Genomic DNA, 21,512 nt, shown 5'->3' with positions numbered 1-21,512 from the left:
ATGATTCGGGACATCTGCAAAGACGAGACCTTTCTGGCTCAAAAGGCGGAGCCGGCCACACTGGACGATATTCAGACTGCCGCCGACCTGCTGGAGACCCTGGAGCACCACAAGGACGGCTGCGTGGGCATGGCCGCCAACATGATCGGCGTCAACAAGCGCATCATCGCCTTTGACAACGAGGGCTCCTACATGGTCATGTTCAACCCGGAGATCATCAAAAGGTCCGAACCCTATGACGCGGAAGAGGGCTGCCTCTCCCTCACCGGCCTCCGCCCGGCCAGGCGGTGGAAGTCCATCAAGGTGCGCTGGCAGAACGAGAAGTTTCAGGAGCGGACGAAGACCTTTACCGGCTGGACCGCCCAGATCATCCAGCACGAGATCGACCACTGCGAGGGCATCATCATATGAAAAAATGCAGGATCACCGTCATGCGCATCACCCGGTACGAGGACCTGATGGTCCGGTATGAGAACCCCATCTCCCATGCCTGCGACATGGAGCTGGGACAGGTGTTCATCGCCAACGGCTGGGAGAGGCCGGAGGGCTTCTGCCAGAGCGCCTGGGACACCCTCTCCCCCTTTGTGCTGGCCCTGAGCCACGGGGGAGAAAACTTCTACGACGGGTGGATGAAGAATCCCAAATCCGCCATGCTCTCCTGCAACGACGGTTTCCGTCCGGTGAGCTTTCTGGTGGAGACGCTGGATGAGGATGCAGACTGAGGAGGAAGGACCGTGTTTGAAAACAAAATCGCCGTGGTCACCGGCGGCGCCAAGGGCATCGGCAAGGCCATCGCCGACGAATTCCGCAAGGCGGGGGCCGCGGTGTGCGTCATCGACCTGCTGCCCAACGATTACTACGTGGGCGATCTGGCCGACCAGGCAGTCCTGGAGGATTTCGCGCACAAGGTCATCGCCGACTACGGCCATGTGGACTATCTGGTCAACAACGCCCTGCCGCTCATGAAGGGCATCGGCGAATGCACCTATGAGGAGTTCAACTACGCCCTGCGGGTGGGCGTCACCGCGCCTTTTTACCTCACCAAGCTGTTTGCGCCCCACTTTGCCCCCGGGGCGGCCATCGTGAACATCTCCTCCTCCCGGGACCGGATGAGCCAGCCCCAGACGGAGAGCTACACGGCGGCCAAAGGGGGCATCTCCGCCCTGACCCACGCCCTGGCGGTGAGCCTGGCGGGCAAGGTGCGGGTGAACTCCATCTCCCCCGGCTGGATCGACACCAACTACACCGTCTACAAGGGCCCGGACGCGGTCCAGCAGCCCGCCGGACGGGTGGGCAACCCCCTGGACATCGCCAATATGGCCCTCTACCTCTGCTCGGACAAGGCGGGCTTTATTACCGGGGAGAATATCTGCATCGACGGCGGCATGACCCGCCTGATGATCTACCACAACGACTTCGGCTGGACCCTGGGGGAGGGTGGAGACGGATGAAGATCGCCATTCTCTCCGACACCCACGGCCTGCTGCGGCCGGAGGTGGCGGAGCTTCTGAAAACCGCCGACGCCATCCTGCACGGCGGAGACATCAACAGGCAGAGCATCGTGGATATGCTGGGGCAGTTTGCCCCGCTCTACATCGTCCGGGGCAACAACGACAAGGAGTGGGCGGAGGCCATCCCCCACCACCTCACCGTCACCCTGGGCGGCGTGACCTTTTACATGGTCCACAACAAAAAAGAGGTCCCGCCGGACCTCTCCGGGGTGGATGCAGTGGTGTTCGGCCACTCCCACAAATATGTGCAGGAGGAGAAAGACGGCCTTCTCTGGCTCAATCCCGGCTCCTGCGGCCCCCGCCGTTTCCACCAGGAGATCACCATGATGATGGCAGAGGCGGAGAACGGAAACATTCAGGTGGAGAAGATCACCATCCCCCACGAGGTGACGTGATGGAGCTGGGCCTGACCTTCCCTCTCCAGCGCTTTCTGCGCATGAAAACGCCGGCCTGGGGCTCAGAGCCCGACCGGCGCTTTTGCTGGGATCTCCATGTGATCGACCTGCGGGGCCGCAAGTGTCTGCTGGCCGTCCACTGCCACAGCCGGTACGCCTTTGTGCGCTATGATGTACCGCCCCTCTTGTGGGCGGACATTCCCGGTCTGTTCCGGACAGGTCTGGCCGATAGCCTCGCCGCCGCCGGATTCGCGCAGGAGCAGGCAGAGCAATACCTGCAGCAGGCGGGCTCCGCTGCCGTCACCCGCACCCACGGCCGCCGGGAGGTCGCCTTCCTCAACCGGGCCTGGGAGGATGTGCTGGCCCTGGACCTGTGCCTGGACGCCGCCAGCCAGGCCCAGCCCCTGCTGGACCACGCGGTCAACACCCGCCCCAGCCGGTGCGTGGGCTCTGAAGGCCTGGGGACGGGGTTGGCGCGGATAGCTGCGGTGCTGGATGGGTAAGAAATATGGATGTGAAAACCGCCCGGAGCCGCCCTATCCTCAGATGCTCCGGGCGGGCCCTATGTCATTGCTTTTTCCGGTTCCGGAAGTCCTCCTCGATAGCGTCCTTCCAGTGCTCGTCCAGGGGCGCGCTGCACCGGACGGCGGCCACGGCCTCCCCCACCACCTCGTAGTTGAGGCGGGTGCCCGCGCTGTCGCAGTGATAATTCACCGCCCGGTCGGGGGCGATGCCCATACGGCCCGCCGTCTCCACCGCGTCGATATTGGCCCCCAGAAAGAGGAACTCCCAGCCGTACTTCTCCCTCTGCCGCCGGATCATCTCCCTGACCTGCTGGGCCGAATAGCGGCGGCTGGCGTTCTCCATGCCGTCGGTGGTGATGACGAAGAGGGTGTGCTCCGGCACGTCCTCGCTCCGGGCGTACTTGTGGATGTTTCCGATGTGGTGGATGGCCCCGCCCACGGCGTCCAGCAGTGCGGTACAGCCCCGGACATAATACTCCTTTTCGGTCATGGGCCTGACCTGGCCCACCTTCACCCGGTCATGGAGCACCTCGGCCCGGTCGTCGAAAAGGACGGTGGAGACATACGCCTCGCCGGGCTCCCGCTTCTGCCTGTCCAGCATGGAGTTGAAGCCGCCGATGGTGTCGCCCTCCAGCCCCTGCATGGAGCCGCTGCGGTCCAGGATGAATACCAGTTCAGTCAGATTCTTTTTCATAAATAGATCCCCCTATTCTGTGTTGTCCGGTCTACAAGCACAGTATAGGGGGATTTCGTTTCGGTTTGGTCGCCCGGCAGGCGACAATTATCTTCTCAGGATCTGTTCCATGGTCTTTCCCTTGGCCAGCTCGTCCACCAACTTGTCCAGATACCGGATATCCCGCATCAGCGGGTCCTCAATCGCTTCCACCCGCACGCCGCAGATCTTGCCGGTAATCAGGGTGCGGCAGGGATTCATGGCGGGGGCATCCCGGAAGAAGCCGCCGTAGCTGACATCGGACTGCTCCAGCCGGGCGATGTCCTGGGGCGTGTATCCGGTGAGCCAGGTTGCCACCCGGTCCACCTCTTCCCTGGTACGTCCCTTTTTCTCCGCCTTCTTCACCAGCAGCGGATAGATCTTGGCAAAGGGCATCTGCGTCACATCGGTGCGCGGCATGGGGCATCCTCCTCTCCCTGGCTCAGCCGCCCAGCAGGCTCTGGTCAAAGGCAAACAGCGCCTCGTTGATCTCAAAGATATTGTAGTTGTGATGGGCAATAAAATACTCCACGATGATGTCGAACTTGCTGGCGTGGGAGAAGGAGAAGCCCGCCTTTTGGAGCATCTCCCGGGCCTCCTCCAGCGGCAGCTCCAGCGCCACGGCAAAGGCCATGGCAGTGGGCTTGGAGGGCTTGTAGTGGATGTCGGAGCGGATCTTGGAGAAGAGCTTGCGGTCGATGTTGGCCTTCTTATAGCACTGGGCGTCGGTGATGCCCCGCTCGCTGATCTTCCGCAGCAGCATCTGGGAAAAGCTCTCGTCCAGCCGGCTCAGGGCCTCGTCCAGACTTGCGGGCTCCCACAGCGTTTCCTCCTCGGGCGCCGATGCCGCGGCCTGGAACGTCACGGCCCGGCGGCGCTGCTCCGCCCGGTCGTCTGTGTGCGCATCCACATAGCGGTCGTCAATATAGGCCTCAATATCGGAATAGAGCTTCCCGCCGATGGTATAGGCGTCCCGGTCGAAGATCACCAGGTAGACCGTCATGTCGTGGGCGAGCAGGAAGTCCCCGATGGTGTCCACCGCCACCTTCAGGGCCTGGTCCTTGGGATAGCCGTACACCCCGGAGGAGATAAGGGGAAAAGCCACGGTCTGACAGTCATGGGCCAGCCCCACCTCCAGCGAGGAGCGGTAGGCGGAGATAAGCAGCTCCCGCTCGCCGTGGCTCCCGCCCCGCCAGACGGGGCCCACGGTGTGGATCACATATTTCGCAGGCAGGCGGTAGCCTTTCGTGATCTTTGCCTGTCCTGTCTTGCAGCCGCCCAGGGTGCGGCACTCCTTGAGCAAATCCGGCCCGGCGGCCCGGTGGATGGCGCCGTCCACACCGCCGCCGCCCAGCAGGCTCTCCTTGGCGGCGTTGACGATGGCGTCCACCTTCATGGTGGTGATATCGTTTCTCACAATGTGAAGGGGCATGGAGACACCTCCTCGCTTGATAGCCTCATCATACCATGAACCGCCCTGTCTGGCAACCAGAGGGCCCCATAGAGATACACATCTACAGCATCCGCCTCCCCGGGCGTGCGGACGCTTGTAAGAATCCGGCGGATGCGCTACAATAAATACAGCAGGCCGCTGTCCCCCTGCGCAAATCAGAAAGGAGCGCTCTGATATGCCGATGCTTGGTGCAATTCTGACCCCTCACCCGCCTGTGCTGCTGCCCGAAGTGGGCAGAGGCCGGGAGCAGGAGATCGGCGCCACCGGCCGGGCCATGGCCGCCGCAGCGGAGGAGGTGGCCCGGTGGAAACTGGACGTTCTCATCGTCGCTTCACCCCACACCATTTTGTACGGGGACTATTTTCACATATCCCCCGGCAGCGGCGCGGCGGGGGATATGTCCGCCTTCGGCGCACCCCAGGTGCGCGTGGAAGTACGGTACGACATCCCGCTGCGGAACGAGATCGTGAGCCGGGCCCAGGCCGCAGGGCTGGAGGCCGGTACCCTGGGGCAGCGGGACCCGTCCCTGGACCACGGCGTCCTGATCCCTCTCTATTTTCTGCGCAAGGCCGGCGTCAGCTGCCCCATCGTGCGCCTGGGCTTGTCGGGCTTCTCCCCCCTGGCCCACTACCGGCTGGGCCAGTGCGTGGCGGAGGCGGTGGAGGCGGTGGGCCGCCGGGCCGTGTTTGTGGCCAGCGGCGACCTGTCCCACAAGCTGAAGTCCGACGGCCCCTATGGCTTTGCGCCGGAGGGACCGGTCTTCGACGACGCGGTCACCCAGGCCATGGCGTCCGGAGATTTCCTGCGGTTTCTCACCATGGACCCGTCCCTCTGTGAGCGGGCCGGCGAGTGCGGCCTGCGGTCCTTCCAGATGATGGCGGGCGCTCTGGACGGCCTGGCCGTGGCCCCCCGGCTTCTGAGCCACGAGGGCACCTTCGGCGTGGGCTACGCGGTGGCCCTGTTCCCGGTCACGGGCCGGGACGAGAGCCGCCGGTTCGCCGCAGCCTGTGAACAGGCCCAGCGGGACCGTCTCCACCAGCGCCGGGCAAACGAGGACCCCTGGGTGCAGCTGGCGCGGCTGTCCCTGGAGACCTATGTGCGCACCGGGAAGCGTCTGGACCGTCTGCCCGACGGCCTGCCCCAGGCGCTGACCGGACAGGCGGCAGGGGCTTTCGTGTCCCTGCACATCAACGGACGGCTGCGGGGCTGCATCGGCACCATCGCCCCCACCCAGGAGAATGTGGCCTGGGAGATCGTCTGCAACGCCGTGTCCGCCTGCTCCCGGGACCCCCGCTTTCCCCCTGTGGGGGCCGACGAGCTGGACGCGCTGGAGTACAGCGTGGACGTGCTGGGCCGGCCCGAGGCGGTGGACTCCCCCGACCAGCTGGACCCCAGGCAGTACGGCGTCATCGTCAGCTGCGGGCAGCGGCGGGGGCTGCTGCTGCCCGACCTGGACGGCGTGGACACCGTGGAGGAGCAGCTGGACATCGCCCGCCAAAAGGGCGGCATCCACGCCGGAGAGCCCTATCAGATCCAGCGGTTCAAGGTGGTGAGGCACTTATGAGCGCACAGTGTCAGCTCTGCTTTCACCGCTGCATATTGGACGAGGGGCAAACCGGGGCCTGCCGCGCCCGGGCCAACCGGGGCGGCCGGATCGTCCCGCTGAACTATGGACGGCTCACATCCGTGGCCCTGGACCCCATCGAGAAAAAGCCGCTGCGCCGGTTCCATCCCGGCAGCCTGGTGCTGTCGGTGGGCAGCTTCGGCTGCAATCTGCGCTGCCCGTTCTGCCAGAACGCGGAGATCGCCGCCGCAGGGGCGGAGTTTCCCGCCCGGGATTGTCCCCCGGAGGTCCTGGCGCAGGAGGCCGTCCGCCTGCGGGACTGCGGCAGCATCGGCGTGGCTTACACCTACAACGAGCCGCTGGTGGGGTATGAGTATGTGCGGGACTGCGCCGCGCTGGTGCATGAGGCCGGGCTGTACAACATACTGGTGACCAACGGCACCATTGCGGCGGATCCCTGGCGGGCCCTGCTGCCCCTCATCGACGCGGTCAATATCGACCTGAAGGGCTTCACCGAGGGCTGGTACCGCACTCTGGGCGGCGATTTGGAGACGGTCAAGGGCTCCATCGCCCTGGCCGCCGGCCGCTGCCATGTGGAGGTCACCACCCTGATCGTACCGGGTGAAAACGACAGCGTGGAGGAGATGGAGGACCTGTCCGGCTGGCTTGCGTCCGTCGGCCCGGACATTCCCCTCCACGTCTCCCGCTTTTTCCCCCGCCACCGTATGACCGACCGCGGGCCCACACCGGTGGAGACGGTCTACCGTCTGGCCCAGGCGGCGCGGAAACATCTCCGCTATGTCTACACAGGCAACTGCTGAAAACACTCCGGCCATATTTCGGTATGGGACCGGCGGCAACACGGCCAACGATCTCAGACAGGACAAGAGGGACCCCAGGCTATGTCTGGGGTCCCTCTTGTTTTCATGCCGAAATCGGCCGGCCTCTTACCGGTCAGCAGCCGGGGCCTTGACCACCACAAGATACATCTTGAAGGCAGTGACCGCCTTGACCGCATGGGGGATGCCGGCAGGCATCACGATGGCCTCTCCCCCGCTCAGCGTGTGGGGAACGCCGTCAATGGTGATCTGGGCGGTGCCCTCCAGAATGGTGGCCATGGCGTCGCCAGGGGCGGCGTGGGTGCTGATGGCCTCCCCCGCGTCAAAGGCAAACAGCGTGGCCCCCACGCCGGGCTGCTGGGCCAGGGTCAGGCTGACCACCTTGCCCGCCTCATAGTTCACCTGTCCCGCCAGGTCAAAGGGCTGGGCGTGAGGGACATTTTTGATCAGTGCTTCCATGATAAACTCCTCCTTGTGGGTTACGAGAGGGTGATCTGCAGCAGCTTGCAGCCGCCGGGCGCGGCCACCTCGTGGGGCTCCCCGGCGGGGACCGCCAGGCAGTCGCCCGCACACAGCCGGCGGCTGACGCCCTCCAGCACGAGATGCAGCTCGCCCTCCAGCACATAGTAGAGGGTGTCGCCGAAGTAGCGCTCCTCGCTGACGCTCTCCCCGTCGCCAAAGGCCAGCAGGGTCATCTGGCAGTTCTCCTGCCGGCTCATGGACATGCTGACCACCCGGCCGGGCTGGATCTGGATCAGCTGGGCCAGCTGCTCCGGTTGCTGCGTGGGCAGATTGCGCAAGGCGTCCACAGGCCTCACCTCCTTATGTACCCAGTATACCCGATTTTTAAGGGGAATTCCGTTGCATCTGCAACAAAATCTGGAGGCTGCCCCTCACGCCTTCAGCTTGTAGACACGTCCCTTCCCGCTGCCCTCCGCCATCACAATGTCCTCTGCAATCAATCTGTTCAAATAGCCCCGGGTACGCGACGGCTTCAGCTCCAGATACTCCGCGATCTCGGACGTCTTTGCGCTGACATGCTCGGTCAGGTATTCGATGATCAGCCCTTTCTTGATCTGCACAAGGGCCGACCTGGGCGCCGCGCCTCTGGCATCCGTTTTTTCTCCGCTGTTTTTCCGGAGCGGCAGCACCAATGTGGTCCGTTCCGGCGCAAACTGTTCCTCGATCGCCGGCTGGGGCCAGCCCAGCCTCCTCCAGACGGAGTAGATATTGGGGATACCGCTGCCCGCCCCTGCGCCGATGTTGACCAGATTGAACATCTTGATCAGCGCCGCGTTGCGGGGGTCCGACACACCGCCGCTTTTGGCGGTCTCCACCTCAATGCGGAATCCGCCGGGATTGGAGAAGGTGATCCAGTCCCGGCGCTTGACGATGGACAGCCCCTGTGCGCCGTAATAGTCGGCGTTTATGATGCAGTTGGCCAGCGCCTCCCGCAGGGCGCTGTAGACAGGGGCGGCCTCCATGGGGTCGCCGTCCTCCCACACAGCGGGAAGCCTGACATCCCGGACGATCTTTTCATGGACACGGAAGTAAAACTCGTAGAGGTTGCCGCTCCAGCCCCCGGAGAAGGACGTGATCCGGTCCGTGCATCTGCCGTCAGATCCCATCTGCTCCTGATAGTCAAGGCGGTAGTTGGGAAATTCCCTGACGATTTCACCCTCCAGGCCGAACATCAGGAGTCCGGCGGCGGTGGGATGGGTCCCGCCGTCGGTGCCCACCCCCACCGCGCCCAGTTTTGAGAGAAATTCGCCGTCCTCCAGCTTTTCCCACACATGGCCGGGGCGGTAACTGCGCATCCGGGCCCGGTAGCGGCGGATACTCTCCCCGTCCAGCGCGTCCGGCGACACCCGCTCCAGCACGTTCATATCCTGGGTCTGTATGGCCGCGTCCCGGAGCATGCTCTGCACTTCCTCATATGTACACCGGTAGTCGCCCTCGCCGCTGCGGCGGTATGTGCCGCGCCTGGGGTCCCCGTCGATGTAGACCGGCCGGTCATACCGCTGGGCGCGGGGCACTGTGATGGCGATGATGCTGTCCCCATCCACATCCACCACCTGTACGTCCCGGTTGGTGAGGATATTGACGCTGACCCGCTTGGGGTTGTTGATGATGCTCCAGAACGCCCGGATCAGCCGCTCCGGGTCGGGGAGATCGACCGTGTGCAGGGAGTGGTCCGGATGCTCCTCCACGCCCAGGAGGAGCATCCCGCCGAGGGTATTGGCAAAGGCGGAATAGGTCTCCCAAATGCTCTGAGGAAGGCCGCCAAGCGCTTTCTTGGCTTCGATCCGGTTGTTCTCGCGGTACTGCTCGATCTGAGAAAAATCAATCATGGCCCTCCTCCGGCGGCTCAGCGCCAAGCTGCGATCATCATTCCATGCTTTCCCGGCTCTCTCTGGGGAACACACCATAAGCATACCATAAAAAACCCCGTTTATCCATCAGGGCCCCGGCGGTATTAGAGCGCGAGACCTGCTTTTTCGCTTTCCGGTCACGGTATTTCGGTCAGTTCCCGCTCCAGTTGGGGAAGCAGCAGCTCCTGATAGCCATCGCAGCCCTGCTGCGCCACCGCGTCGGCGGTGGCCTCCAGTCCCGTTCCCTTGCAGCATGAGAGCAGTGACAGGCTGCTGTCGCTCAGCCTGACGTCGGAGCGACACCGGGCGTAGTCCTCGGGCATCATGTGCCAGGGGTGAAAAAGGCGCGGATAGCGGGCCCACAGCTGGGCGGTGATGGACAGCCCTTTTCCATCAAAGTCGCCGGAGTAAAACAGCTCTGTCCCGCTGTCTGCCAGCAGATCCAGCAGCCGCAGCGCCGCCACGGAGGGCTGGCCCGAGGTGCACAGCAGTGGAGAGTGGAACTGAGCGGCCCGGTCGCAGAGCTGGGAAAAGACCATCTCGTTCTCCACAAGGTACGCCCGTTTTGTGGGGCTGCGGGCGCCCCTGAGCCCGGACAGGCTGGCCAGCGACAGGGTACATACCTCATGCCGCTGCCGGAGCAGGCGGTAGGCGGGATGCTCCCCGCCCTCCGCGTCCAGGACAAGTCCCACCTGAGTGACCAGGCTGGAGATGCTGTCGCACAGGATGCCGTGTCCATAATACAGGGCGTCCCTCTGTTCCGCCCGGTCGGGCAGTTCCAGCCCGGAGCAGAAGGACAGCAGGTGCAGGAACAGCTTCCCGCTCAGGGTGCCGCTGTCCAGAGCGTGGGGATCGGAGGTGGCCTCTGCGCTGAGCACGGCCAGCCGGACCGGCCTTACCGTTCTGCTTTCCAGGCAGTCCATGCTCCGGCAGGCCCGTATCAAACTCGTGCCCGCCGCCTCTGGAGCCCTGGCCGCCTCCCGGCGGAGCAGCCCGTATCCGCCGCCCTGCCCCTCCTTCAGCGACCGGATCCAGCGAATGCTGTTCTCTCCCCGGACTTCCGCCGCGGCCCGGTCCAAGACGGCGGAGAGGCGCTGCTCCTGCGCCTCTCTGGCCTCCCGGTTGGTCCTGATCTCCTCGCCGAAATACGCCTCCAGCAACTCCCGCAGACAGACGCCCCGAAACTTGGTCTGCTGGAGCGCGGCCTCAAACTGCTCCGTCGAAAAGCGAAGGGACTCGGAAAAGGAGCGCCCGAAGAAGCGCCTGGCCGCTTCCCGTTCCTCCTCCGTGGCGTCCGGCAGGCATACGTTCCCCGCCGGACGGCCGTAGCGCCGGTATTTCTTCCTCAGCTCCACGAGGATGCGATGGTACGCGGGACAGGCGCGGAAGTATGCCACACACGCTTCAACCTGCTCTCTCATCCCTCGCCGTCCTCCAACGTCCTCTGCGCGCCGTTCCAGTGGTAGTGGAGGATGGTGACTACCGGGGCGTTGGCCGGATGGTACATCTCCGCAATATCCAGATCGGTCACGCAGGCATAGCATCCCCACAGGACCTGGGAGTTGATGATGTAATCAAACTCCAGGATTTCCATCAGCTCAAACATGGCGCTGATATTCTGGTCATCCACGCCGGCAAAGGCCTCGTCCAGCGCCATCAGCCGAGGGCAGGCGTCCCCACCCTTCAGATACTGGGCGGAGACCGCGGCAAACAGCGGCACATACATGGACATGGCCTTCTCGCCGCCGCTGAACCGGTTGAAGACCCGGTCCGTCAGCTCCTTCTTGCCGCTGTCTCCCCGCTGATAGAAGAGATGGAATTCATACCAGCTGCGGTAGTCCAGCACCGAGCGGATCAGATCGGCGTAATTGACCGCTATCCCCTGGATATGCGCCTCCTCCCTGGCCCGCTTCATCTTGCTGCGGAAATGGCCGGACACCCGCTGGCTGTCCTCCGGGGTGAGCAGCGCCCGGTCTTTATTCAGGAAGGTGACCAGCTGGGCGGTATCCAGCTCGCCTGTGCCCTCCGATTTCTTCTCCTTCCAGTCCAGGCTGAAGTTCAGACCCATGGAGGTGGTCAGCTTGGCCATCAGTCCGGTCATATTCCGGGTCCACTGGGCGCTCTCCTCAATACGGGCCCGCAGCGTATGGCTGACGGTGTCGGTGAGAATGTCCTCAAACAGATCCCGGTCCTTGTCCTCCAGCAGGTTCCCCGTGGTGTCGATGTCGCTCTGCAGGGACTGGATGAATCCGTAGAGCGACAGCTCCTTGCCGTTCTTCTTCAGCACGATCACATAGCGCTGCCGGAGCTGGGCGGGCTTGCCGGGCGCGCCGAACCACATTTTGATCTCGGGATGATAGTTGGAGAGACTGCCTCTGTACCGCTGAAAATTGCTGGATATGGCCTCCCCCATCTCCGCGACGGTGCGCCCCCGGTCAGAGGCCTGCACCCTGCTGGCCGCCTGCCGGGCGCACTCTTCAAGCCCCCGCTCCCGGTCCAGAGTGACAAAACCCAGATCCAGATCTTCCGCAAAATAGCGCTCCAGGTCCTGCTCGTCCATCTCCGCTTCGGTCAGGCGCTGCTTTCTCTGCCGTATGATCTCGTCCGCGCTGTTCCGCTCTCCTTCCAAACGGATGCACTGTTTTTCCGCATCCCGGTTCTCCTGGTCCTGAACCTGGATCTCCCGGTCCAGCTCTGCCAGGCGGCGGGCCCGCGCCTGATTTTCAGGGCGGCTCAAAAAGTCCCGCAGCTCCTGTATGCCGGCCTGCTGCGTGAAGATGGACTCCTGGGTGTCGTCATTGTCCTTCTTTTTATCGTCCGCCTGATCCCTCAGGTTGTCAATGATGTCCCGCGTAGCTTGACCGGAACTGATCGCACTTATCAAATCTCCTCTTTTTCGGTTCACTTTTGCCAGTATATCCCGGTAGCCGTTGGCTGCCTCCCGCGCCTCCTGATATGCCTCCACCGTTTTCTCGTAGGGCAGCCCCGCACTGCGGCTTCGGCTCTCCTGCTCCAGCGCGGCCCAGGCCTGCTTTGTCTTTTGCTCCTGGTCCAGGCACCGTTTCTTTTCCCCTTCCGCCTGTTGAAATGCGTTTCGGGCCCTCCCCAGCCGCATCAGGGCCTGGTCCAATTCCTCTGCAGTTGGCATCTGGGACCGCTCCTGCCGCAGCTGCTCCAGCCGGACCTTACAATCGTCTACCTTGCGCCGGGCCTCCTGTATATCGGCCGCCAAGCGCGTCAGTTCCTCCTCCATCGCCTGGAGCTGGCGCCTGCGGTTCTCCGCCCGGGCGGCCGCCCCCACAAAGCCGGCCGGGCCCTCCGCCCGGCTATAGCCCCGGATCATGCCGCAGCGGAACCGCCCGTCCTCCAGCAGGGCGGTCTCCGCGTTCAGGTCAGAGCGGGAGATGCTCCGTAGGCAGGCGGCGGCCTCCTGAGGGAAACGGCCCGCCTTGTCCGGGATCAGGCTGTCAATGGGATCGGCAACGGCGGGACCGGGTACCAGGAAGCGATCCGGATACTCCGCCAGCAGCTCCTGTATCTCCGACAGGCGGCCGTCGGGCACCACCAGAGCGTCCAACAGTCCGGCGTCCAGCAGCTGGGCCTCCAGAAGAGCCTGGCGCTCCCGGGACAGACCGGGGGCAAAGTCCAACAGCTCATACACAGGCGCGCAGGGCACCCCCCGCATCATCAGCTGGATACGGGCGGCCTCGGTCTGCGCCCGGCGGGGCGGGATGGGCTCCGGCTGGCTCTCGATCTGCCTGCGGCGGTACTCCAGTTCACGGTGCTCCTTCTCCAGTTCGGACAGGCCGCGCTCCGCCTGGAGCTGTTCCCCCTGGAGCGCAGACGCTGTCTTTCGCTCACAGTCGTCCAGCTGGTTGCGGATCGGGGTCCAGTCCGCCGGTGTGCTGTAGGTGTTTAGGCTTTGGCGGATCTCCAGCCAGATTTCCTGGGGGATATCCAGCTGTGTGTTCTGTTCCCGGCGCCTCGCAAACGCCTCTATCAGCTCGTCCCGCTCCTCCCGCTCCCGGGCCTGGGCATCCCGGACCTGACGCTCCGCCTCCTGCGCGGCTGTCTCCGCCTGATCCAGCGCCTGACAGGCGGCGTCATAGCGCCCTCTGGCCGCCTCTGTCTGCCGCAGGCAGTCCAGAACCGCTTCGATCTGCCGGCCCCGCTGCTGGAGGGCCTCCTCCAGCAGCGTCGGGGCGTCCTTCTCCTTCAGACGCTCCGCCTGGAGGCTGTGGACATATTGCGCGTGCTCCTGCCCCAGCAACAGCAGCTCATTCTGGTCGTTCAGGTCCCGCAAACTCAGGCGCAGCGCAGCCCGGGCGTCCGCCTCGTCCCGGTCGATCTGCCGCAGCTGGACCTCCTTCTTCTGAATGTTGTCCTCTATCTTCTCCAGCTGCCCCTGGCCCTGGGCCAGCCGCTTCTCCAGGCGGCCGCACTCTTTCTCCATCTGGCTGAGCCGGTCCTGCTTGGCCGACAGGTCATCTTCCCCCATGGACAGCCGCTGGGCTCTGGCCCGCTCCAGCAGCAGGGCCGACTGCCGCTTCCGCTCCCCCTGTTCTTCCAGCTGCCGTTCCGCATCCTTCTTCTTGTTCTCTGCCTCCTGGAGCTGGCTGCTCAGGCTCCGGGTCCTGTTCCGTGCGTCCAGATAGGCCTGTGCCTTGCCGCCCAATATGTATTGATTATAGCGGGTGTACTCTTTTTGAATGATTCTGGCGTCCTTAATGGCAGTGCTGTAGCCCTGCATGGTGCTCTCCAGATTGTCCATCTGTTCCATGGTGTTGACCATGGCGGAGAGGTCCTCGTCCGTCAGCACCTGGAGGGACTCATTCAGGATCTTTTTCACCTCAGAGGGCCGGAAATCCTTGGAGAGCTTGGGCGCCCGCACCAGGATCAGCAGCTGTACCAGCTGATCGTACTGCCGGATATCCCGGAAGCCGAAAATCTGGTTATTGACCATCTCCTTGTATTTCGTCTGGCTCTCCGCCCAGCAGTCGGGGTCGCTGATCAGGCCGCGCAGCTTCTTTTTGGTGAGGGGCATCTTCTGCTGGCCTGCGCTCTCATACAGCTGGACCCCGTCTGGGCCGATCCGACGCCCATCCCGCAGGCAGAAGCCCCAGAAATCGATCCCTTTCCCCTTCTGGGCCCGCATCCCTACGCCGATGGTGCGGTACTCCTCCACCCCCGGCTTCCGGAACTCCAGGTACAGATATCCGGTGGACTCGTCCCGCTCGTTGTCCCCCAGGAGATAGAACTCCATCTTGCGGTCCCGGGACCCAAAGGGGTCCAGCCGCTCCGGACGCCGGTCCCCATCCAGGATAAAGGGAATAAAGCTCTGGGTGGTAATGGATTTTCCGGCGGCGTTGTTTCCTCGCAGCAAAATGTGGCCGTCATGCAGCGGGAACTCCTCCTGGTCGTACAGCCAGAAATTGAGGAAGCCCAGTTTATTCATCTTCCAGCGGACCATCTTCATCCTCCCCATGCAGTTCGTTGTGATAGGACGGCGGATAATGCCCCACCAGCTTTCCCACCGCTGGGCAGAGCACGATATCCTCCTCCAGCTCCTCCAGCAGCATCCATCCGGCCATATAGGCCGTCAGCTCCTGCACCAGCCGATCCAGCGACATGGCGCGGATCTGGGATCCCCAGCCGTTTCCCCACTTTGCCCGGCACCCCTCGATCTCGTAGCGGAACTCCCGCCGGCTCAGCACCACGGTATCGTCCTCCCGGCGGCGGTAGACGCCGCTGAGGATCTGGTCCCGGAGCTGGGCGCACAGCAGCAGCGCCGCGTCAGACAGCGCCCGGGTGCCCGGGTAGACCATTCCGCACCGCTCGCCCTCGGACAGCAGGAAAAAGGCGCCGTTTCTGTGGATCTGCAGTTCCCCGTCCAGGGCCTCGTCCAGGCTGGCGCCGATGGCCCGGCGCTGGTTCTTGACATATTCATAGTCGCTCTGGTTCTCCGGGGAGCAGTAAACGCCGGGGGACAGCGCCAGCTGCTGATAGACCCGGTGCCGCCTGCGCTCGGTGTTGTCCCCCGCCCCGGAAAGGGCCTCAAAGTCCTCGATGGAGCGGCATTGCAGAGTATCCCGGCCGAAGTGGACTGGAAAGTGCCGGGACAGGCCCGTGTTCTCGTAGAGGACCTCCTGGTTCTGATCGCCGCTAAAGCCAGCGCTGTTTCCGTCATATGCCACCACCAGCCCCGTCTCCTGGGCATATTGCAGGACCCGCACCAGGGCCTTCCGGTGGAGAAACTGGGTCCAGTCCACCGGCTTGATCTCCGCCAGGAACGTCCCGAGGGCCTTTGTCAGAGAGGAGAGCAAAAACGGCGCGCCGTCGTCCAGGTCCGCCAGAAACAGCAGAAGCGCGCACAGCAGGCAGTAGTCCATGGGCTCCTGGAAGGACTGGATGCCCATCCAGGGCATGGCTCTGGGCGGCACCTTTTCCAGCTTGACCACCGATTCGTTGACAATCAGATTCCAGCCCAGAGCCTCATTGACCAATCTGCGGTAGTCAGGCTGGGCCCGCTTGAGCGCAAAATAGAGCTCCCGGTCTTCCCAGCGTGTGACCCAAAACCGGTCCAGCAGCGTGCGGAATTCATTCATGGCCAGCCTCCTCAAAGATCAATACGCAGTCCGGCATGGTCAGCGTCCCATCTGTGCAGACCAGGCGGCAGGTCCGGTCTCCCCGTCTCTCCAGCGTATAGGCCTGTCCATACTGGGTCCTGCCCCTGTGATCCGGACTCAGGTTGGCGGCGGCCACCCAGGAGAGAAACACCGCCCGGACGTCTGGGGACAACGGGGAATCCAGGGCGGCCAGGTCCAGCTTTCCGCCGTGGATATATCCCATGACCTTCTGGCGGAGGGCCCGCTCCTCCTCCAGTATCTTCTGCCTCTGGGCCGCCTTTTCATGACTCTTGTCCGCAAATCCGGACCGGTCCATCCGCGGCCTGTAGGAGCGCGTCCTGGGCTGAAGGAGATGGGAAACGGGCGCTTCGTCATAGGTGCTCAGGTCCACCCGTTCCGTCTCCCGGACGGCGGTAAAGGCAAAATGCCGCACCTGCTGCACGCCAAACACCAGAGCGGAGAGCCTGTGCGCCTCGTCCACAGACTGAAACCCGGCGAACAGCGTGAGCAAATGGCGCAGTTCCGCCTTATTGCTCACGCCCATGTTTTCCATCTGTACCAGCAATGCGGCGTTCTGCACTGTCCGTCGGATGACCTCGTTTGTGACGTTGAGCACCTGGCGGGCCGTGGAATTGCTCCCGGTGAACCAGTCCAACAGGGAGCGCCAGACCCCCTCGCAGCGGGTGAGCAGCTCCTCCTCCCATCCGGGCGTCTGCTCCGACTGGGGCCGCGGGATCTCCAGCGCGCTGCGCCTGACCAGCTCCAGGATGTGGGCCGTCTCTTCCGGGGAAAAGCCCTCCAGCTGGGCGCCGATCTGCGCCACACTGTGCTGCAGGTCCTGTATGAACTCCTCCAGATATCGGACCAGATTCTGCTTGTAGGTGATGAACTCCACCGCTTTCATCTGCATCTCCATACCGGGGCCGTAGAACTCCCGGAGGTAGTCCTGGTGGCTCTGGCTGAGACGCTGGAAGTCCTCCTGCAGATCCTCCCACCAGTCCTGCACCTCCCGGAGGGAGAGTCCGTCCAGCTGCTCCGCCCGGTACAGGTCCTCCCGGATGCGCCGGAACGGGCTGGCGGAGAGGGCGGCGGTCCGGCTGGACAGGTTCTCCAGCGTAATGGTCATCCGCTCGATCTCAATGGCCGGCTGAGACATCATGTACTGAAACTGCCGGTTTTTGAACTCGGCGATGGTCCGGGGCTTGCGCGGATCCTGGATCGGTATGAGGTTTTTCCACTTCACCAGCTGCTGCAGGTCAATTGCCAGCTGTTCCGGGGAATACTGCGCAAAAAGGGACTGCTGCCGCAGCAGCCCCAGGACAGCGTCCCGGTCCATCTGGTAGTGCATCTTCTGGTGCTCCAGGTAGAAGATCCGCATAACAGTACGATAGACCGTGTAGTTGTCCACTGAAAGGTATTTGGTCTCCGAGATATTTTCCAAAAGATCAGCCTGCATCATAGCGATCATCCTTTATTCTCAGAATCACGTCTACAGCGCTGTGTTACAACCTCCACATTCTCTTCTCCGCTGTCATTTTACGCCATAAATCGTCCCGTTTTCTGGACTTTTATTGTATTTGGTGTAGATAAAACCAAACTATTTTAATTTTATCAAATCAGCCAGGACATTACAACCGGCATACTCTTGCGCGCTTTCATTTTTCACTTTTCTCCGGGCTGCTGCTGTTTTATTTAAGGATCCGTGTAGTTCATGCATGGGTGCCCATCCAATATCAGTATTTTGCATTCCATTTCCCGCGGTTTGGGAGATTGGAATTTTACCTGGGCCGGCTCGGTCCGGAGAGGCTGATGTTCTGGCATATATCCCATAAAATAAGACGCGGCGGAGCAGGGCTTCCACTCCGTCGCGTCCTATTTTTTATTTCTCCGACAGCTATGGGCACGGGGATCGCTTGGCTCCGCCGCCCCTATGGCTGTGCCTCATATCAGATTTTCTGGCTGCCCACAGACCAGACATGGGCTTCCCCCGCTGCCGGGGCCGTGTTCTGCGCCATCACGCCCACCAGGGGGTGGGGCGTGTAGCATTCCTCCAGCCAGGCGCACTCCTCCGCCGTCAGCTTCAGCTCCACCGCCTTTGCCGCTCCCTCCACATGGCGGAGCTTGGTGGCGCCCACGATGGGGGCGGTGACCTTGGTCAGCAGCCAGGCCAGGGAGATCTCCGTCATGGACACGCCCCTGCGGTCGGCCAGCTCCGCCACCCGGGCCAGAATGGGGGCGTCCTGGTCCCGGGCCGCGTCATACTTCAGATGGGCGTAGCTGTCCTCCTGGAGCCGCCTGGAGGTCTCCCCCGGATGCCTGGACAGCCGTCCGCCGGCCAGGGCGCTGTAGGGCGTCATGGCGATATTCTCCTCCCGGCAATAGGGAACCATCTCCCGCTCCTCTTCCCGGAAGATCAGGTTGTAGTGTCCCTGGACCGAGACGAATTTGGCAAAGCCCTCCCGCTCGGCCAGGTCGTTTGCCTTGCACAGCTGCCAGGCAAAGCAGTTGGAGATGCCAATATACCGGACCTTTCCCGCCTTCACGGCGTTGTTCAGCCCCTCCATCATGTCATAAAGGGGCGTCCGGTAATCCCACATGTGGCAGATGTACAGGTCTACGTAGTCCATGCCCAGATTCTGAAGGCTCTTGTCCACCATCCGCCGGATGTGCTCCTGGCCGCTGATCCCCGCCTCGATCTCTCCGTTGGTGCGGGGGAGAAACTTGGTGGCCACCACCACCTTGTCCCGCCGGGCAAAGTCCCCCAGCGCCCGGCCCAGGTACTGTTCGCTGGTGCCGCTCTGGTAGGCGATGGCGGTGTCAAAGAAGTTGATCCCCAGCTCCAGACCCCGCTTGATGATCTCCCGGGCGTGGGCCTCGTCGATGGTCCAGGAGTGCTGGCCGTTTCGGGCGTCTCCGAACCCCATGCACCCCATGCAGATACGGGACACCTTCAGGTCAGAGCCGCCCAGTCTGATATACTCCATCACAGCTTCAGCCCCTCCACCCAGGCTTTCAGCTCCGCCTCACTCAGGCGGCCGTTGAGCATGCGGCCATCCAGGATCTTGGCCCCGGGGGCGCTGGCCTTCAGTCCGGCCGCCGACTTGCCCAGGCCGCTGCCGCCGGAGGTGGCGAAGAGCACAATGGTCTTGCCGGTAAAATCATAGCCCTCAAGGAACGTGTTGATAATGGTGGGGGCCACATACCACCAGACGGGGAAGCCCAGGAAGATCACGTCGTGGTCCGCCACAGGGGCGTCCATGTCGGCCAGGGCCGGGCGGGAGCTCTTGTCCCCCATCTCCACGCTGCTGCGGGAGTTCTTGTCCATCCAGTTCAGGTCCGCCCGGGTGTAGGGCACCGCGGGTCTGATCTCATAGAGCTCCGCGCCCGCGGCCTGTGCCAGGGCTTTTGCCGCCTTCGCGGTGGTCCCGCTGGCGGAAAAATAGGCGACCAATGCTTTTTTCATACATATCTCCTCCTTTGGCACAATTGTACTGCCTATCAGTAAAAATGTAAAATGCTCATTTATTATCTTAAAATATTCTTTAAAGGCATTTCTCTCTTGCGTCCTCCGGCCGGAGATGATAGCATGGAGAAAAGGAGGCTTGGCCATGGAACTGCGTGTTTTGAAATATTTTCTGGCGGTGGCTCGGGAGGAGAATATCACCAGGGCGGCGGCGCTGCTCCACCTGACCCAGCCCACCCTGTCCCGGCAGCTGATGCAGCTGGAGGAGGAGCTGGGCGTACAGCTCTTTCACCGCAGTCGGTACCACATCGTCCTCACCGACGACGGCATGCTCCTGCGCCGCCGGGCCCAGGAGCTGGTGGACCTGGCGGAAAAGACAGCCCAGGAATTCCGCCAGAAGGACCAGCTGCGGGGGGAGATCTCCATCGGCAGCGGCGACCTGGAGGGCATGTCCCTGCTGTCGGAGATGCTGGCCTCCTTCCAGGCGCTCCACCCCGAGGTGACCTATCAGCTCTACAGCGGCAACGCCGACCACACCAAGGAGCGGATCGAGGGCGGCACGCTGGATCTGGGCCTGCTGCTGGAGCCGGTGGACATCAGCAAATACGACTTCATCCGGATGCCGGTCAAGGAGCAGTGGGGCGTTCTGATCCACCAGGACGACCCTCTGGCCCGGAAGGAGTCAGTCACGCCGGAAGATCTGGCGGGCATCCCCCTGATCCTGACCCGGCGGGAGCTGATCCAGCAGGAGATGGAGCGGTGGTTCGGGCCCTGCGCCCAGCAGCTCCACATCACCGCCACCGGGAATCTACCCTACAACATGGCCCTTCTGGCCGGCGCACGCATGGGCGCCTTCCTTACCATCAGGCTCCACTGCACCTACGACAACCTGCGGTTCGTCCCCCTCTCTCCGCCGCTGGAGTCCAGCACGGTGCTGGCCTGGAAAAAGGCCGAGACCTTCTCCCCCGCCGTGGCCGGGCTTATCAACCACGTCAAAAACTGCCTGGATACGATTGCCGGCCATTCAAAATGAACAGACACGCGGAGCAGTTGGAATGGCCCAACGGGTGGAAAAGCGGACCTGCCCGAAGTCCCCGATAGGCCTGCAATGCCCCTCTATTTTCGCAAAAGCCCGGGGCCTGCGTACAGCCCCGGGCTTTTCTGATTTTACGCCGTCTCCGCCTTGTGGCTCTGGGCGTAATAGAAGAAATACTGCTGCATGATGCCGGCCGCAGCGCCGTACCTGTCAAAGGGATTCCTGCCCCTGTACTCCTGCTGGATGATCTTCCTGATCCAGGTATCCACCGGGGCGCAGGCCGCCCGGCCATAGGCGAACAGGGCCACGCAGTTGGCCACCTTTACGCCCACGCCCCGCACCCCTTCCAGCGCGGCGATCAGCTGGTCATCCGGGAGGGCAGAGATTTTTTCCAGGTCCAGGCGTCCCGACAGGACCTGCTCCACCGCGTCGCAGAGATAGGGCGCCCGGTATCCGGCCTTGCAGGCGATGTAATCCTCCTCGCCCACATCCCTCATCTGCGCCGCCGTGGGGAAGGTATGGAGGGTCTCGCCGGATACATGAACTGCCGTGCCGTATCGCTCACTGAGCATTTCCACCACGGCGCGGATGGCCGGGATGCTCTTGCGCTGGGAGATGATAAAGGTGACCAGCGTCTCCCAGGGGTCCTGGCGAAGGATGCGAATCCCCGCGCCCGCCTGGGCCGCCCGCCGCAGAAAGGCGTCCTTTTCCGGGATGGCGGCGCTGATCTCCCGGTAATTCCGTTCGAGATCAAAGTAGGGGCGCCAGACACGGTCCCAGACCTCCTGGCTGCAGCTCACCCGGTAGCACCCATCCGGCGCCTTTTGGATGTACAGCACCTGATCTCCGGTGATGAACCGGTATGTCCCGTCGGGGCGTGATACGGCCCGGAAGCACTGGCCGCTGTCGGCGATCTTCTTTAGGTCAAACAGATCGGGAATATGGACTTCCATCGGATATGCTCCTTCCATCATGCCATATTCCTATTATAACTGCTTGCGGGAAGGCGGGCAAGGC

The 21,512-nt window shown here is 63.1% G+C and carries 21 protein-coding genes; 8 read left to right on the top strand and 13 right to left on the bottom strand.

Translation table 11 applies throughout. The features are described 5' to 3' along the window. The 5 genes from Q0K23_RS05065 to Q0K23_RS05045 are packed head-to-tail and all read left to right on the top strand — an operon-like array spanning position 1 to position 2,409. A complete protein-coding gene (locus tag Q0K23_RS05065) occupies positions 1-411 on the top strand; it encodes a peptide deformylase (protein WP_294518650.1) in 411 nt (136 codons plus the stop codon). Further along, positions 408-722 carry a TIGR04076 family protein gene (locus tag Q0K23_RS05060; protein WP_294518647.1) on the top strand — a complete coding sequence of 105 codons (315 nt, stop codon included), beginning with the start codon at positions 408-410 and terminating at the stop codon, positions 720-722. The genes Q0K23_RS05065 and Q0K23_RS05060 overlap by 4 nt, the downstream gene beginning before the upstream one ends. Before the next feature lie 12 nt (positions 723-734). Further along, complete coding sequence (locus Q0K23_RS05055) at positions 735-1,451, top strand: SDR family oxidoreductase (RefSeq protein WP_294518644.1); 717 nt, start codon at positions 735-737, stop codon at positions 1,449-1,451. After that, on the top strand, positions 1,448-1,906 hold the full coding sequence (locus tag Q0K23_RS05050) for a metallophosphoesterase family protein (RefSeq protein ID WP_294518641.1): 459 nt from the start codon (positions 1,448-1,450) through the stop codon (positions 1,904-1,906). The genes Q0K23_RS05055 and Q0K23_RS05050 overlap by 4 nt, the downstream gene beginning before the upstream one ends. Beyond that, positions 1,906-2,409: a DUF6933 domain-containing protein gene (locus Q0K23_RS05045; RefSeq protein WP_294518639.1), complete on the top strand. Its 504-nt coding sequence runs from the start codon at positions 1,906-1,908 to the stop codon at positions 2,407-2,409. The genes Q0K23_RS05050 and Q0K23_RS05045 overlap by 1 nt, the downstream gene beginning before the upstream one ends. 64 nt (positions 2,410-2,473) lie before the next feature. Here the strand turns inward: Q0K23_RS05045 and Q0K23_RS05040 are convergent, their stop codons facing one another. From Q0K23_RS05040 to Q0K23_RS05030, 3 genes are all read right to left on the bottom strand, one after another. Further along, complete coding sequence (locus Q0K23_RS05040) at positions 2,474-3,124, bottom strand: vWA domain-containing protein (protein ID WP_294518636.1); 651 nt, start codon at positions 3,122-3,124, stop codon at positions 2,474-2,476. 87 nt (positions 3,125-3,211) lie between these two features. Beyond that, entirely contained in the window at positions 3,212-3,562 is a 351-nt protein-coding gene (locus tag Q0K23_RS05035) for a DUF2200 domain-containing protein (protein WP_294518633.1), read from the bottom strand. A 22-nt stretch (positions 3,563-3,584) separates the two neighbouring features. Further along, positions 3,585-4,574: an O-acetyl-ADP-ribose deacetylase gene (locus Q0K23_RS05030; RefSeq protein ID WP_294518630.1), complete on the bottom strand. Its 990-nt coding sequence runs from the start codon at positions 4,572-4,574 to the stop codon at positions 3,585-3,587. A gap of 196 nt (positions 4,575-4,770) precedes the next feature. On the opposite strand from Q0K23_RS05030, the gene amrA reads away from it, so the two are divergent. Beyond that, entirely contained in the window at positions 4,771-6,159 is a 1,389-nt protein-coding gene (gene amrA, locus Q0K23_RS05025; RefSeq protein WP_294518628.1) for an AmmeMemoRadiSam system protein A, read from the top strand. After that, on the top strand, positions 6,156-6,980 hold the full coding sequence (gene amrS / locus Q0K23_RS05020) for an AmmeMemoRadiSam system radical SAM enzyme (RefSeq protein WP_294518625.1): 825 nt from the start codon (positions 6,156-6,158) through the stop codon (positions 6,978-6,980). Before amrA ends, amrS begins: the two co-directional genes overlap by 4 nt. Before the next feature lie 126 nt (positions 6,981-7,106). Here the strand turns inward: amrS and Q0K23_RS05015 are convergent, their stop codons facing one another. The 9 genes from Q0K23_RS05015 to Q0K23_RS04975 form a co-directional block, all read right to left on the bottom strand. Then, positions 7,107-7,457 carry a cupin domain-containing protein gene (locus Q0K23_RS05015; protein ID WP_294518622.1) on the bottom strand — a complete coding sequence of 117 codons (351 nt, stop codon included), beginning with the start codon at positions 7,455-7,457 and terminating at the stop codon, positions 7,107-7,109. Positions 7,458-7,477: 20 nt separating this feature from the next. After that, the gene (locus Q0K23_RS05010) at positions 7,478-7,807 is read right to left on the bottom strand and encodes a cupin domain-containing protein (protein WP_294518619.1); all 330 of its coding nucleotides are present in this window, start codon (positions 7,805-7,807) and stop codon (positions 7,478-7,480) included. Between the two features lie 84 nt (positions 7,808-7,891). After that, the gene (locus tag Q0K23_RS05005; RefSeq protein WP_294518616.1) at positions 7,892-9,349 is read right to left on the bottom strand and encodes an RNA-binding domain-containing protein; all 1,458 of its coding nucleotides are present in this window, start codon (positions 9,347-9,349) and stop codon (positions 7,892-7,894) included. A 158-nt stretch (positions 9,350-9,507) separates the two neighbouring features. Beyond that, positions 9,508-10,791 (bottom strand): TIGR02679 family protein, encoded by a 1,284-nt coding sequence (locus Q0K23_RS05000; RefSeq protein ID WP_294518613.1) that lies wholly within the window; start codon positions 10,789-10,791, stop codon positions 9,508-9,510. Further along, positions 10,788-14,840 (bottom strand): TIGR02680 family protein, encoded by a 4,053-nt coding sequence (locus Q0K23_RS04995; protein WP_294518610.1) that lies wholly within the window; start codon positions 14,838-14,840, stop codon positions 10,788-10,790. Before Q0K23_RS04995 ends, Q0K23_RS05000 begins: the two co-directional genes overlap by 4 nt. Beyond that, positions 14,818-15,975 (bottom strand): TIGR02678 family protein, encoded by a 1,158-nt coding sequence (locus Q0K23_RS04990; protein ID WP_294518607.1) that lies wholly within the window; start codon positions 15,973-15,975, stop codon positions 14,818-14,820. The genes Q0K23_RS04995 and Q0K23_RS04990 overlap by 23 nt, the downstream gene beginning before the upstream one ends. Next, positions 15,968-17,455, bottom strand: a complete 1,488-nt coding sequence (locus tag Q0K23_RS04985; RefSeq protein WP_294518604.1) for a TIGR02677 family protein — start codon at positions 17,453-17,455, stop codon at positions 15,968-15,970. The genes Q0K23_RS04990 and Q0K23_RS04985 overlap by 8 nt, the downstream gene beginning before the upstream one ends. 487 nt (positions 17,456-17,942) lie before the next feature. Further along, complete coding sequence (locus Q0K23_RS04980; protein WP_294518602.1) at positions 17,943-18,980, bottom strand: aldo/keto reductase; 1,038 nt, start codon at positions 18,978-18,980, stop codon at positions 17,943-17,945. After that, a complete protein-coding gene (locus Q0K23_RS04975; protein ID WP_294518599.1) occupies positions 18,980-19,459 on the bottom strand; it encodes a flavodoxin in 480 nt (159 codons plus the stop codon). Before Q0K23_RS04975 ends, Q0K23_RS04980 begins: the two co-directional genes overlap by 1 nt. A 145-nt stretch (positions 19,460-19,604) precedes the next feature. Between Q0K23_RS04975 and Q0K23_RS04970 the strand changes: the two genes are divergently transcribed. Next, positions 19,605-20,492 (top strand): LysR family transcriptional regulator, encoded by an 888-nt coding sequence (locus Q0K23_RS04970; RefSeq protein ID WP_294518596.1) that lies wholly within the window; start codon positions 19,605-19,607, stop codon positions 20,490-20,492. 134 nt (positions 20,493-20,626) lie between these two features. Here Q0K23_RS04970 and Q0K23_RS04965 read toward each other — a convergent pair whose 3' ends face one another. Further along, positions 20,627-21,448, bottom strand: coding sequence for a DNA-3-methyladenine glycosylase (locus Q0K23_RS04965; RefSeq protein ID WP_294518593.1), 822 nt, complete (start codon positions 21,446-21,448; stop codon positions 20,627-20,629). Positions 21,449-21,512: the final 64 nt, after the last annotated feature.

The sequence above is a fragment of the uncultured Pseudoflavonifractor sp. genome (assembly GCF_944387275.1).
GTDB lineage: Bacteria > Bacillota > Clostridia > Oscillospirales > Oscillospiraceae > Pseudoflavonifractor > Pseudoflavonifractor intestinihominis.
Note: the sequence above shows the minus strand (reverse complement) of the source record. Positions and strands in the feature narration are given on the sequence as shown.

Coding starts and splice junctions, on each gene's coding strand:
- Q0K23_RS05065 (WP_294518650.1), top strand. CDS start 1: ATGATTCGGGACATCTGCAAAGACGAGACCTTTCTGGCTCAAAAGGCG.
- Q0K23_RS05060 (WP_294518647.1), top strand. CDS start 408: ATGAAAAAATGCAGGATCACCGTCATGCGCATCACCCGGTACGAGGAC.
- Q0K23_RS05050 (WP_294518641.1), top strand. CDS start 1,448: ATGAAGATCGCCATTCTCTCCGACACCCACGGCCTGCTGCGGCCGGAG.
- Q0K23_RS05045 (WP_294518639.1), top strand. CDS start 1,906: ATGGAGCTGGGCCTGACCTTCCCTCTCCAGCGCTTTCTGCGCATGAAA.
- Q0K23_RS05040 (WP_294518636.1), bottom strand. CDS start 3,124: ATGAAAAAGAATCTGACTGAACTGGTATTCATCCTGGACCGCAGCGGC.
- Q0K23_RS05035 (WP_294518633.1), bottom strand. CDS start 3,562: ATGCCGCGCACCGATGTGACGCAGATGCCCTTTGCCAAGATCTATCCG.
- Q0K23_RS05030 (WP_294518630.1), bottom strand. CDS start 4,574: ATGCCCCTTCACATTGTGAGAAACGATATCACCACCATGAAGGTGGAC.
- amrA (WP_294518628.1), top strand. CDS start 4,771: ATGCCGATGCTTGGTGCAATTCTGACCCCTCACCCGCCTGTGCTGCTG.
- amrS (WP_294518625.1), top strand. CDS start 6,156: ATGAGCGCACAGTGTCAGCTCTGCTTTCACCGCTGCATATTGGACGAG.
- Q0K23_RS05015 (WP_294518622.1), bottom strand. CDS start 7,457: ATGGAAGCACTGATCAAAAATGTCCCTCACGCCCAGCCCTTTGACCTG.
- Q0K23_RS05005 (WP_294518616.1), bottom strand. CDS start 9,349: ATGATTGATTTTTCTCAGATCGAGCAGTACCGCGAGAACAACCGGATC.
- Q0K23_RS05000 (WP_294518613.1), bottom strand. CDS start 10,791: ATGAGAGAGCAGGTTGAAGCGTGTGTGGCATACTTCCGCGCCTGTCCC.
- Q0K23_RS04995 (WP_294518610.1), bottom strand. CDS start 14,840: ATGGTCCGCTGGAAGATGAATAAACTGGGCTTCCTCAATTTCTGGCTG.
- Q0K23_RS04990 (WP_294518607.1), bottom strand. CDS start 15,975: ATGAATGAATTCCGCACGCTGCTGGACCGGTTTTGGGTCACACGCTGG.
- Q0K23_RS04985 (WP_294518604.1), bottom strand. CDS start 17,455: ATGATGCAGGCTGATCTTTTGGAAAATATCTCGGAGACCAAATACCTT.
- Q0K23_RS04980 (WP_294518602.1), bottom strand. CDS start 18,980: ATGGAGTATATCAGACTGGGCGGCTCTGACCTGAAGGTGTCCCGTATC.
- Q0K23_RS04975 (WP_294518599.1), bottom strand. CDS start 19,459: ATGAAAAAAGCATTGGTCGCCTATTTTTCCGCCAGCGGGACCACCGCG.
- Q0K23_RS04970 (WP_294518596.1), top strand. CDS start 19,605: ATGGAACTGCGTGTTTTGAAATATTTTCTGGCGGTGGCTCGGGAGGAG.
- Q0K23_RS04965 (WP_294518593.1), bottom strand. CDS start 21,448: ATGGAAGTCCATATTCCCGATCTGTTTGACCTAAAGAAGATCGCCGAC.